This window comes from Pseudoalteromonas espejiana DSM 9414 (genome assembly GCF_002221525.1).
In the GTDB taxonomy this organism is placed as follows: Bacteria; Pseudomonadota; Gammaproteobacteria; order Enterobacterales; family Alteromonadaceae; genus Pseudoalteromonas; species Pseudoalteromonas espejiana.
This window is the reverse complement of the sequence record NZ_CP011028.1, coordinates 2,884,641-2,896,635: the sequence shown is the minus strand read 5'-3', so window position 1 is coordinate 2,896,635 and position 11,995 is coordinate 2,884,641. Positions and strand designations below refer to the sequence as shown.

Here is an 11,995-nt window from a genome sequence, read left to right as displayed (position 1 = left end):
ATTAAAAATAAGTTAATAAGAAGGGAGGTAAATACCAGCAATTTAACAAGGTAGTATGTATGGCGGATTATTGTATAAATGAGTTTTTGTTTTATTGCTCAATTTGCAACCTGGCAATGTAGCTTGCAAATTGAGCGTTTTTACTTGTTTTTAATAAGGCGTGTTAACACTATTACGCTTTCGGCTCTGGTGTTAGGTTTTCTTCTTGCCTTAGGTAGCCAGCAGCCTCTTCATCATCTTTAGTTATTGCTTGCTGAGTAGGCATTGCGCGGGTCTGTTGATTTAATTGATGTATTTGAGATGCATTACCTAAATCGCGCTCGCTAGTAATAGAGGCAATAGATTCGCGGTCTTTTAGAAACGCAATGACATCATTTTTAATGGCTTGTAATTGCCCTTCGTCTTTATGCATTTCCATAATGTGGCGAGGGTGCTCAAGGTTTTTCATACCTGTTGCTGCAAATGTGCTTGAAACCACGCGAGATACAATAATCCAAGGGGTTATGCTACTACGCACTAACGTATTTTCTGAGCGAGTACTGTCGTGAATACCTGTACCAGTAGATATTTTAGATTCTGTAAATGTGCCTTCGCATTTAAAGTAAACAAGCAGTGATTCAAACTGCATTTCAGCAAAAAATAAATGAGCGCAGTTAGCCAGTAAGCGGGCAAATGCTTTGATAATTACGCCTATTATTAATAAATGAAAACTACTCATTAGCAGCTCACTAAATTGAATAATATGTTGGTTATTAAATGCTTGCTCTACAGAGGTAATATTTGCGCTATCAACGTAGTAGTAAATGTTAATAAGGGAATATGCTAAAAGTATAGTAAAAGCTAAAGCAACTAAATAAAGCAGGTTGCCGCTTATTAACGCCACAAGTCTTGCAAGCGTAAAGTTTTTGCCTAAATCGGTAGGGTGTAACTTAGGTTGTACCTCTTGAATCATCTCTCCTTTAAAGCCGCCTTTACCTTCTATTTGTTCCTGAAGTTTAGGGTCTAGCTCACGGTATACTCTATTAGGGACCTCTTTATAGCGTCTGTTAGCCATTACTAGATTATCTAGGTTGATAAACACTTCATCCGGATGAACAGATTCTTGCCAGTTTTCACGTAATTCAGATACTTCAGCCGATGGCGTTACAGCATTTAAGCGAGCTTTGATCATAGTAAAAACTAAAGCACAGCTTAATGTAGCGAGTAAAATAATGGCGATTAAGTATATGCCAGCATGTAAGTTTGGTAGTTGCTCAAGCCAGCTATCTATTTGCAGTTTACTAATATGCTGCTCTTGCATTAGCCACGACATAGAAAGGCCAATAACAATAGGTAAAATGAACGACAAAGAAATAATTTTAGCTAATGTGCCACCGCCTAGTGCTTCAATATTTTTTTCAGCATTGCGGGAAATTGGCTTACTGCTAGAGCGCCACGAAAAAAGTACATAAAACATCAGTATGGCGCTATAAATAGGAAAGGCTAACTCGCCTGCCTCACCCGTAAAACCAGAAAGAGAAACAAACGCAACAAGCCCATAAGCAATTAATGCTACAAGTGTACTGACCCATGAGCCAAATAATCGCTGAGCCACATTACGAATAGGATAAGGTAAAAACAGTAACTTAGGAATTAGGCTGTGTAACAGGCGAGATAAAAAACCATTAGGCTCTTTAAATGTACTGTTTTTTCGCCCAACAAGCATTTCTTCAAGTGTTTGGGCTGAATACGCCACTTCTTTTTTTTCTTCTTGAGCCGTTGAGCTTTGTGATTTACTGAAGTTATATGCTAATGACGTTGGGTGGTTTCGTCCTACAAAGTATTTTAGTGTTGCATAAATCCCGCCAGATAAAGAGCGAATGCCTAGTGCTAAAATGAACATGCCAAAGATCATTAAGACCCAGCCTGCGATGGTATCTTCTTTTACCGAGCCTGATGCTATTACGAGTAAAGTAACGCCCGCAATTGACTCAATAATACCTCTTACAGCGGTTACTTTACCCTCTAGTTTGAAGGGGTTTTTTAATCCAAGATCAATCGAACCATAATCAAATGCCATTGTATGCTCCTTTTAAATAGCAAAATTATTGAAGGGGGAATTATTATTATCCGCATATATTTAGCGCCATCCTTAGCATTAATAAATTGACAGCTAAGTGCAATTTACAAACCTAATTCGGTTTTAATTTATACGATTTTTTATGGTGTTGCTTAATTTTTGATTATATATCAATAATCTTGTTCAGTTTAAGGTTATTTTATAATGGTACATTTTATTTACTCACAAGAGGTTTAACGCACTGTAGGAGGATAAATGAAGCTAATTTATGTTGATGACAACTTACCCGGTATATCCCGAAAACTTAAGCGTAAAAGCTGGCTTTACTACGACCCTATAGGTAAGCAAATAAAAGAGCAGGAGGTTATTGATAGATTAAACGCCTTGGCATTTCCACCCGCATATAAAAATGCCTGGTTTTGCCCTGAAGAAAACGGCCATATTTTAGCAACTGGTTACGATAGTAAAGGGCGAAAGCAGTATCGTTATCACCCTGAGTTTAGAGCGCAGCAAGAGGCTAAAAAATATCAAGCCTGTGGTGTGTTTGGAAATAAATTACCCCTTTTACGTGCACGCTTAGAAACCGATTTACAGGGCGATGAACTTAATGTTGAACGCACTTTAGCTGCAGTTGTTAGACTTATGGATTTAGGAGCGCTGCGCGTTGGAAATGAGCGTAATGTAAAACAAAACAAAAGTTTTGGCGCCACCACGCTGCGTACTCGCCATGCAAAGCTAACAGGTAAAAATATACAGCTACAATACCGTGCTAAATCGGGTAAAGAGCGCGAGGTAAATATTACTGATAGGGTATTGAGCCATGTAATTAAAGACTTACAAGACCTACCTGGTCAGCACTTGTTTCAATACATAAGTGATGGTGAGCGTACTAATGTAACTTCCAGTGAAATTAATCAATACATTCAACAAATAATGGGCGAGGAATTTAGTGCAAAGCACTTTAGAACATGGCGCGCCAGTGTTATCGCTTTTAAACAGCTTTTTAAAGCAAAAGGGGCGCTTACGTTAAAAAGTATGCTCGATAGCGTGTCTGAGCAGTTAGGTAATACTCCGGCAATTGCGCGTAAGTCATATGTACACCCTGATTTAATCGCACTTTGTAAGCAAGATGAAGAGACTCAAACTGCATGGCGAGAAACGCTCTCATTACCACGAAAAACAAAATACCTTAGTCGTTTTGAACGAGGCTTTTTAGCCTTTTTAAACGATTAATTGCTGTGGCAACTTTACACACTACAGCAAATTAATTACACAATGAGATGTACTAAACCTATTTATATTAAAACAGAAACTCACTGAAAGTTCTTTAATATCAATTAATTAAATTTTAATTTAAGTTTGGCACTGGCGTTGCACCTTCTTGTTACTGATTAGCAGTAAGTACAAAAGCATTTATCAACGATATTTAGCGAGGAGGTACACAATGAAGGGGTTATTTTCAAACCAGGTGTCTAAAAAGGTAAAAAGCATTACATTAAGCACCGCTTTTATAGGGGGAGCTTGCATGAGCTCTTTACCTGCTTTGGCCGCCTCTGAGCTTGAAAGTACTGCATTAGCAGGCTCTTCATTAACCACCTATAGCTCGCAGCAGCACCTTAAAAGTAATCAAGACTACTACTTCGATCAAAATGCAGCACAACTAATAGAACGTACTGAAAAAGCAATTAACTGGTACAAAGAAATTGTTAGCAATGGTGGTTTTATTCCGCTGCAAATAGGTGAACTGCTTGAATTAGGCAGCACAAATGAAGAGGTAAACTTGCTTGCACAGCGTTTATACCAAGAGCGTGATTTAAAAAATAATGCTTGTACCGATGCAAAGTGTACTTTTGATCAACAAATTGAACAGGCCGTAAAGCAATTTCAGCGCCGCCATGGCTTAAAGGTTGATGGACGAGTTGGCAAACGCACTGTTGCTAGATTAAATATACCTGCAAAGGTTAAGTTAAATAAGTTAAAGCTAAATTTTTATCGTATTACTAACTTTGCCGGCTCAAGCGATGAGCAGTATGTTTATGTGAATATACCAGAGTATAAATTGCGCTACGTTAAAGCGGGTAATGTAAAATTACAAAATAATGTAATAGTGGGTAAACCTAGTTGGGAAACCCCTGCTTTTAGTGACGAAATAGAAAAGTTTGTTGTCAATCCTGAGTGGCGTATACCCGTATCTATTGCAACCAAAGAAATTGCCCCTAAAGTAGCAAAAGATTCAGATTACCTCGCTAAAAATGACATCGAGATTAGAAAAAATAGTTACTTAGATACCAAAAAAGTTAACCCAAACAATATTGATTGGGAGGAGATCAAACCTTATCAGTTTGATCACTTTTTAGTTAAACGTGCAGGGGATGAAAATCCGCTAGGAGAAGTTAAGTATTTATTTCCTAATGCAGAAGCCATTTACGTACACGACACCCCTGCAAAGCAGCGTTTTAGCCAATCTCGACGGGCCTTATCGCATGGGTGCATTAGGGTTGAAGAACCATTTTCATTGGCACGAGAAATTATTAAGCACCAAGGTGAAGAGCGCACGCTTAAACAGGTAGATAAAGCAAGAGCAACCGACACCACGCAAACGTTTCATTTAGATGAGCCGTTACCTATTCATTTAGTGTATTGGACGGCATGGGTTGATGAGAGCATGTTAGTAAACTTTAGGGATGATATTTATCAGCACGACCAAAAAGCATTACTTAACAATAACGAGCAATCGGTTATTGCAGCTTTATTAAAAAATAAATAGTGAGAGGGTTTATGCAGTTTATTTATTCTACTTTAGTGTGCATATTTAGCTTTGTATTAAGTATTAATGCACACGCAGCTCAGCCTACTAAAAAAGCACACCCAACGGTCGATATTTCAAATAAAGCAAACTTTGAAGATGCTGAGTTTAGCCTTAAAATTAACGATTTAGTTATGTCATATTCTGTATTTTCTGTTTTTGTGATGCCCCAAGAAAATGTTGAGTTTGAGGTGCTTTACGCGCAATCAGAGCAGTCCTACATACTCAACAACAATGATGGTAAAGCAACACTTACCAATACCAACCGTTGGCAATGGCAAGCACCAAAAAAGCTAGGATTAACCCGCGTTTTTATTGAATCACCTGATAAAAAGCAGCGCATGACAATTAATGTTTTTGTTAAAGTTCCGGCAGATGAAGTAGAAGGCGGTAAACTCAAATATTATCACATAGGGCATTACCCTAAGCCTTCACAAATTAAAGATGCAGAGCATTACATTGTGCCCGATGGCTTTGTTAAAGTAACTCCAGAGAACGAAAGTGTTAAAATATCGCCTCACTTTTCTTTAAAAGAATTTGTTAGCAAACAACGCAGCAAACACCCTAAATATTTATTTTTACAAAGCAAATTGCTTCTTAAGCTTGAAAAAATTCGTAAAGAGCTGATTTTAGAAGGCATACCGGTTAAAAATATGGTGGTAATGAGTGGCTACCGCACGCCTTATTATAATAAGTCTATTGGTAACGTTAAGCTTAGCCGCCATGTGTTTGGTGATGCAGCTGATATTTTTATTGATAACGATGGTAACTACCGCATGGATGATATTAATAACGACGGCAAGCACTCTATAGGCGATGCAAAAGTTATGGCTAACATAGTAGAGTCGTTAGCAAAGCGTGAATCATTCAAGGGGTTACTCGGTGGTTTAGGTATTTACGGGCCAAAATCGCACCGCGGTGCATTTATACATGTTGATACACGAGGTTTTAAAGCGCGCTGGGTAAGTAAGTAACCCTATCGCTTTTCGTCTTGGTAAAAAATGATGAGAGTAAAAAGCCAAAACTCTTCTGGCACGGTAAATTTGGCTGATGGTGCTCCTAACTTAAAATATTGATCACTTACATGTGATCAATATTTTCTCGCTCTGCTATGAGTTTAATAACTCGTTGCTCTTTCATCGTTGCACTACTTTCTTCTAGTAATACATCGCTAAAGGTTGGGTCAAGTTTTTTAGGCTTATTGAAGTTGCGCAGCATCGAGAGAACCCAAGTAGATGATGTATCACAATGATTTTCTTCTGAAGCTTTAATCTCCGATTTTTTTAAAAGTTTATAAACTTCAATTGCACGCTCCGGATATGTGTAATCATCAACTGTTATCCAAGCTTCACGCAACTCTTGAAGTGAATAATTTAAATAATTAATTTCTATAATATCTTCCATTAAATATAGAGAAACCCTGTACGTTTACAGCCACTTAAAAGAAGGCGACTTTTATAGCGCTTTTATAATAGGTTATTGCAGCATAAAAGTTTCGTACTCAAGTTCTTCAAATTGCTTTGAGAGCCAAAATAGGCCAACCACCGAAGTAACTATGGTTGAAAGCGCAAAACCGTAACCATAAAATTGTGGCCCCAGCGCTATTGAGGCAATAGTTAACACAATATTGATAAACAAAAATAACCCAGACAAAAATAACACTGTAGAGCGCTTATCTAAGTAAAATAAAATATTTAAAATAGATAAAAATATTACCTGAACACCTACGCCTACCACATCAATAAATAGCAGTGTTTTATAGTTAGGATCTATGCCAATAAAAGTGAGTATTTGCTCGCCCCATAGTAATAAGCACGCAACAGTTATCCCTTGAATTTTAAATATATCGTAGAGGCCGCCTTGCGCTGTTTGTACCATTTTATCTTTTAAGTAAAAAATCTCCTCAAGGGATGAGCCTTCTCTTATTGCACTATAAAAGCGGTTGTATTGCTCTACAAAGTCGGTTTCCATTCTCACTAAAAATACCGCCATACCCGGAATAATAGTTAAGTAGGCTAAAAATATGGGTAAGTCATAAATAGGGCTGGCTCTGAGTGTTCCTATTATTTGAATAGAGGTGGCAGGGGAATACCAAAAAATAATTTTATCGGCCCACACACCTATGTTGTAAAAAAGCCCACAAAAAAACAAACTGTAATACACTTTTTTATTGTTTAAAAAGTCAAAGCTAATTAATTTACCGCCTGGGTAGCGGCGAATAATCATAAATAAGAAGCTAAAAAAGAGTAGAGCTTCTCCGGCAAAAAAAGCAAAAAACAGCCCATCTATTTGCCAATCCCGCAATAAAAATGCAAGCAATACCATAAAGCTGTAGCCACTAAGCATGGTAACCAAAATAAGCCGATATTCTTTCATGCCTGATAAAAATATTGCGCCAAGCCACTGATTACATAAGCTTATAAATGCGCCAAGTATTATGATTTTGGTTACTACAGGGAGGGGGAGTATAGGCCATACAGCTAAACCAATAAGTAAAGCTGCAATCGTAGTTACAAGCTGTGCACCAAGTAAATTAGGTAGTACTTGCTCATCATTTTTTTGAAAAAATAAATCGGCAACAAATCGAGTCAACAATAACTGTAAGCCGCCCGTTAATATCAGTGATGCAGCCATCATGTAGGTAACAAGCGTTAAAAACTGAATAATTAATACTTTAGGAAGCACTACACCAAGGCTAAGTATACCTATTAGCATAAGCGCAACAATAGAAAGCAGCCATGGCCCTGAGCCAATTAACCCCGCGTAACCATAGGCTTCAAAAACAGAAAGTAGGGTATTTTTTTTGAGGATTTTACGTATCTCAAAACCTATTCCGGCCATGCGATTGTGTCCTTATAAAGTTTATCGTAGCGGGAAAACATATGGCTTTCATCGTAATAAGTATTAACGCGATCTAAACCGCTTTTTTGGTATTGATACCACGTTTGCTCATCTTGCAATATAGTCACTATTTGCATGGCTGTTTCGCTTGGTGATGCAATAGAAACCACTTCACCGGCTTTACCAAGCGCTTTATCTTCATCGGTGGCGCCTTCTATTATTTCTCGGCACGAACCCACATCACTGGCAAGTACAGGGACGCCCGCAGCCATCGCTTCAAGAAGTACAAGTGGTTGAGCTTCAGAAATAGAGGTTAACGCGACTAAACCAAGTTTAGGGAGTATTTCGGCAATATTTTGCATACCCGTAAATTTAATATTGCTATCTAAATCTAGGCTACTTACTAATAGCTGACACTCTTTGTAGTATTGCGGGTCTTCTTCATAGGGGCCGATGATCCAGCCTTCTATTTGAGGCAGCTCGGCTTGTACTTCTTTAATAGCCCTTATAAAGGTTTTTATATCTTTAATTGGTACAACGCGGCCAATTAAACCAACAACCATAGGCACCGTTTTAGGGCGGGTATTGAGTGATTCTACAAAGCGCTTTGTTTTAATGCCATTAGGTACAACAAACGATTTGTTAGCCGCAGCGCCGTCTTTAATTTGTCTTTGTCTGTTCCCTTCATAAAGGGATATTATTTTATCGGCTTGCTGGTAAGTAGTGCGGCCAATTTGTTCAAAAAAGCTTATCCACATACGGCGAATAAAGCCCATTTCGGTATTTAAATTTTTGCCTAAGCTTTGTTCAGACTCTTTAATCCAGCTGGCTTGTATTAAGTCTATTTTTCGCTCTTTGGTGTAAATACCGTGCTCGGTAAGTAAAAATGGGGTGTTGTGAATAACACTGGCCCCAGCCCCTAAAATGCCTGCATAGCCTGTAGAAATAGAATGTATAAGTTTAACATTTGGCAGCTCCCGCGCTATTTCGGCAATTTTAAACAACGGCTTATATAAATTTCGATACGACCAAAAAAAGTCGATAAACGATGATTCATCACAATAGGTTAAATAGTATTTTGCTAATACCTGCCATGATGACTCACTATATAAAAAATCGGCTTCGTTTATGCCGTCTCTTTTTGCAAGGGTTTCAAAGGCAAATTTTACAAGCTCTGTAGGAATAGGCTCTTTAGAGTCGCGAAAATAACCTTGTAGTTGCTGCCAAAATTCAAATAACTCTTTTTTATACTTTACGCCATGCTTAGCCTTTATTTTTGTGTTGTGCTCTTGCACTAAGTAGTGCACATGTAGCTTAGTTACATTGCTTGGTAAAGTGTATTGAATCTCGCCATAGTGCTCAGGTGCACCACCGACAAATATAAGCTCAAAGTTATAATGAGGTAAGCCCTCTATTATTTGATGTACCCAGCTTGAAACACCGCCGCGTACATAAGGGTATGTGCCTTCAAGTAAAAGTAAAATATCGGCTTTTTTATCGCTCATGCCAATACTCCTGTAAATGGCGCAGCTCTGTACCTTTAGGTTGTAATTCTAGTTCTTCAAGGTAGCGTTGGCAGTCGGTGTAATTGTTCAGCTCAAAGGCAACCTCTGCTTTAAATGGCAGTACGTGGCGCCTTGCCATACCTAATTGTGTGGCGGTCATCAGGCTTTGTTGCGCCGCAGAAAATTTTCCTAAAGCTAATTGAATACGCCCTAAAAAAATATAACTAGCAGGCATTTTGCTAAAGCTCATACTTTTTAAAGTAAGGTTTTCTGCTTTTTCAAGCACATATTTTTTTAACGCACCTTGCGCTAAACCTAAGTAACTTAATTCCCAGTACAGCTCGGCCTGTTGGCGTTGCAGATGGCTTAGTTTTGGCTGTTGTGTTGTGCGTTCTATAGCGTGTTGAATATCGCTAATTTTTTCGTTTAATTTGGTCTCTTTACTATCTAAGGTAGAGTAGGCGAGTAAGCGAATATCGTCCTCTAAGTCCTTTAAGGCTAACTTTAATATAGGAATTGCTTGATTGTCGCTCATATGACGAGCAGCCATAACTGCGCTTAAACGCTTATTCGGTTCGCTGGCGTGCTTTAAAATGGCCCTTAAGCCACCTATTGAATAGATTGGCGTGGCAGAAACCGTTCGTGCCTCAAAAGGAAGTGCAGGAACTTTATGCTCAATGATATCTATGTCGTCATTTTTAAGGGGTTTACTTAATGCAAACGTTATCGCAAATACTACGCCTAAAATACCAAATACAGGTAGTGTAAAAAGCAGTAAAAATAATAACGCAGAGCCACTTTTTACTGTGGTTTTATACTTAGCAGGAATAAATACATGGCTTACAAACGTAAAGCACGCACTAGCAATGCCATGTAAAAAAATAATCCACAGCCAGTTTGGCGCATCTAAAATGTGGGCAAAAGCAAAGTATTCACAAAGACAGCCAATAAAGGCGGCTATAATAATTTTAATCATGGTAATTTAATTAACCGCGAAATGTGATCGCTGCTGATAGGCAGTGCAACTTGCTCTTCAAATTTTATTTGTAGTTGCTCAAGGTTTTTACCAAAATGTTCAATACACCATGTATTGATACGGGCGATAAAGCCGCTTTTATCAAGTTCGTTGGCTAAAGGCATTAACAGCAGTAAAGTTTGTTTTTCGCTGTCGTAGAGGTAAATATCTAGCCCTCTTCGGGCTTCGCTTAAATATTCCATTAACTGGCGTGATTCGTCTGTAATATTGAGCGCTTTAAGTTTGAGAAGCTGCGAGGGAATATTGTATCTGTGCGCTTCTTTATTTGCGCGCTTAACTTGTCTTGCAAAATAAGGCGCTTCTTCGCGGGTCATTACCGGGTTCGTTATTTCATGGCGCAATAAATCACCAATGTTCCCGGCCATTACCGCTAGTAAAGTCAGTGTGGTATTTTTTAAAGCAAAAAACTGAATGTTTTCAACTAAAATAACGCCATATATTGTGTTGTTTACATCAATAAGTGGAATGGCAATATGGTACTGGCTTATATTGCTTTTAACGTCCTTTACCGACACTAACTCGTTTTCTTCAAACATGGCCTGTACTAAAGGATCGTTTATATTTGGCGTTTTCATATTACCCACACTTGCTAAAGGGGGCTCAATTAAAATGTTGTTTTCAACCCTATAAAGCGCTGCTTTTTCAAACGAGCCATATTCAACAAATAAATTTAAAATGCTACTGGCAGCACTGTCTAATCGTCTTTCTTTAAGTTGGCCTATAGCGGCTCTTACTGCTTGTAATGATTCGCGTAGGCTTAATGTATGCCCTGCAAGCATTTGCTCAATGCGATCGTGTGATGAGTTTATTAAATGGTATTGACGAGTAAAGGTTTCTAGTCTGTTGGTAACATACTCAAGCTCAATACTTTGTTGCTGATTGGTGCGCTCCCACACATCTCTGAATTCACCTGCAATCATAATTACGATTAGGTAACCAATCATGGCATTTATATTAAATTCATTTTGTATAGCCAGTAAGTTAGATTGGCTTAGCAGTAATTGACCAACCAGTAAGCTTAAAATGCTTATAAAGCCTTTTGAAAAGCCATAGCGTAAAGCAACGAGTAACGGCCCAAGTACAGGCCATGAAAACCCACTTTCCGTCCAAAAAGGATCCTCGGCATTAAATAATACCGGTAATACAAGCGCTAAGGCTGTAAATACAATTACCTCAGCCCATATTTGTAGCTCAGGAACCTCTCTTGGTCGGAAAAAATGTGTTTTCACTCACTAACCTCTATGTACGAAATTAAATCGGCAATAACATCTTGCGCAGTAGCGGCAATGCTATCGCGGCCCCAGCCACTTTTAGCAATCGTGCCCGTCCATATAGGTGTAGTGGCACCGTTTGCACTAAGCGTAAGTGTTAACGCAACCACGGGCTCGCCATCTAGGCCTGCTTTATAGCGCCACTCTTCAATGCTACCTGTTAATACGTAATCTGCTTGTTGAGTACTTAACCACTGCATGGCGTTATCAAGGCGGTATTGATCGTCAAGTGGGGGTAACTCTTTGTTATTATTTCGAGGAGCACGCAGCAAGGTTGGAAGCTTATTTTGCTGCCAAATACTTGCTAATATATCCTCAGCGCGCTCACCAGCTAAAGGTGTTTGTGCATGATTTACTAAAGGTAGTAGGGCAACCGTGGTTGATGGCCCTAGTTCTACATCATCTGCCACACGGCTGGTGGTACATGCACTGAGCATTAATACCAAACACGGTATGATTAAACGAAACATATTCTCT

Annotated in this window: 10 protein-coding genes; 3 read left to right on the top strand and 7 right to left on the bottom strand. The window is 38.7% G+C overall.

Annotated elements, in window-relative coordinates:
- Nucleotides 1–172: 172 nt before the first annotated feature.
- Complete coding sequence (locus PESP_RS13115; protein ID WP_089348418.1) at nt 173–2,059, bottom strand: hypothetical protein; 1,887 nt, start codon at nt 2,057–2,059, stop codon at nt 173–175.
- A 255-nt stretch (nt 2,060–2,314) separates the two neighbouring features.
- Here PESP_RS13115 and PESP_RS13110 point away from each other — a divergent pair, with 255 nt between their 5' ends.
- The 3 genes from PESP_RS13110 (at nt 2,315) to PESP_RS13100 (ending at nt 5,839) form a co-directional block, all read left to right on the top strand.
- Nucleotides 2,315–3,292: a DNA topoisomerase IB gene (locus tag PESP_RS13110; protein ID WP_089348417.1), complete on the top strand. Its 978-nt coding sequence runs from the start codon at nt 2,315–2,317 to the stop codon at nt 3,290–3,292.
- Nucleotides 3,293–3,503: 211 nt separating this feature from the next.
- Nucleotides 3,504–4,826: a L,D-transpeptidase family protein gene (locus PESP_RS13105; RefSeq protein WP_089348416.1), complete on the top strand. Its 1,323-nt coding sequence runs from the start codon at nt 3,504–3,506 to the stop codon at nt 4,824–4,826.
- Nucleotides 4,827–4,837: 11 nt separating this feature from the next.
- On the top strand, nt 4,838–5,839 hold the full coding sequence (locus PESP_RS13100; RefSeq protein ID WP_089348415.1) for a D-Ala-D-Ala carboxypeptidase family metallohydrolase: 1,002 nt from the start codon (nt 4,838–4,840) through the stop codon (nt 5,837–5,839).
- A gap of 106 nt (nt 5,840–5,945) precedes the next feature.
- Here PESP_RS13100 and PESP_RS13095 read toward each other — a convergent pair whose 3' ends face one another.
- From PESP_RS13095 to PESP_RS13070, 6 genes are all read right to left on the bottom strand, one after another.
- On the bottom strand, nt 5,946–6,269 hold the full coding sequence (locus PESP_RS13095; protein WP_089348414.1) for a hypothetical protein: 324 nt from the start codon (nt 6,267–6,269) through the stop codon (nt 5,946–5,948).
- A 72-nt stretch (nt 6,270–6,341) separates the two neighbouring features.
- Nucleotides 6,342–7,706: an exopolysaccharide Pel transporter PelG gene (gene pelG, locus PESP_RS13090; protein ID WP_089348413.1), complete on the bottom strand. Its 1,365-nt coding sequence runs from the start codon at nt 7,704–7,706 to the stop codon at nt 6,342–6,344.
- Complete coding sequence (pelF, locus tag PESP_RS13085; RefSeq protein WP_089348412.1) at nt 7,694–9,211, bottom strand: GT4 family glycosyltransferase PelF; 1,518 nt, start codon at nt 9,209–9,211, stop codon at nt 7,694–7,696. The genes pelG and pelF overlap by 13 nt, the downstream gene beginning before the upstream one ends.
- Entirely contained in the window at nt 9,201–10,187 is a 987-nt protein-coding gene (locus PESP_RS13080) for a protein PelE (RefSeq protein WP_089348411.1), read from the bottom strand. Before PESP_RS13080 ends, pelF begins: the two co-directional genes overlap by 11 nt.
- Nucleotides 10,184–11,476 (bottom strand): PelD GGDEF domain-containing protein, encoded by a 1,293-nt coding sequence (locus tag PESP_RS13075; protein WP_089348410.1) that lies wholly within the window; start codon nt 11,474–11,476, stop codon nt 10,184–10,186. Before PESP_RS13075 ends, PESP_RS13080 begins: the two co-directional genes overlap by 4 nt.
- Nucleotides 11,473–11,988 carry a protein PelC gene (locus PESP_RS13070; protein ID WP_089348409.1) on the bottom strand — a complete coding sequence of 172 codons (516 nt, stop codon included), beginning with the start codon at nt 11,986–11,988 and terminating at the stop codon, nt 11,473–11,475. The genes PESP_RS13075 and PESP_RS13070 overlap by 4 nt, the downstream gene beginning before the upstream one ends.
- Nucleotides 11,989–11,995: the final 7 nt, after the last annotated feature.

What these genes read in the sequence shown, in the direction of transcription:
- PESP_RS13115 (WP_089348418.1), bottom strand. Translation starts at nt 2,059, where the DNA reads ATGGCATTTGATTATGGTTCGATTGATCTTGGATTAAAAAACCCCTTC.
- PESP_RS13110 (WP_089348417.1), top strand. Translation starts at nt 2,315, where the DNA reads ATGAAGCTAATTTATGTTGATGACAACTTACCCGGTATATCCCGAAAA.
- PESP_RS13105 (WP_089348416.1), top strand. Translation starts at nt 3,504, where the DNA reads ATGAAGGGGTTATTTTCAAACCAGGTGTCTAAAAAGGTAAAAAGCATT.
- PESP_RS13100 (WP_089348415.1), top strand. Translation starts at nt 4,838, where the DNA reads ATGCAGTTTATTTATTCTACTTTAGTGTGCATATTTAGCTTTGTATTA.
- PESP_RS13095 (WP_089348414.1), bottom strand. Translation starts at nt 6,269, where the DNA reads ATGGAAGATATTATAGAAATTAATTATTTAAATTATTCACTTCAAGAG.
- pelG (WP_089348413.1), bottom strand. Translation starts at nt 7,706, where the DNA reads ATGGCCGGAATAGGTTTTGAGATACGTAAAATCCTCAAAAAAAATACC.
- pelF (WP_089348412.1), bottom strand. Translation starts at nt 9,211, where the DNA reads ATGAGCGATAAAAAAGCCGATATTTTACTTTTACTTGAAGGCACATAC.
- PESP_RS13080 (WP_089348411.1), bottom strand. Translation starts at nt 10,187, where the DNA reads ATGATTAAAATTATTATAGCCGCCTTTATTGGCTGTCTTTGTGAATAC.
- PESP_RS13070 (WP_089348409.1), bottom strand. Translation starts at nt 11,988, where the DNA reads ATGTTTCGTTTAATCATACCGTGTTTGGTATTAATGCTCAGTGCATGT.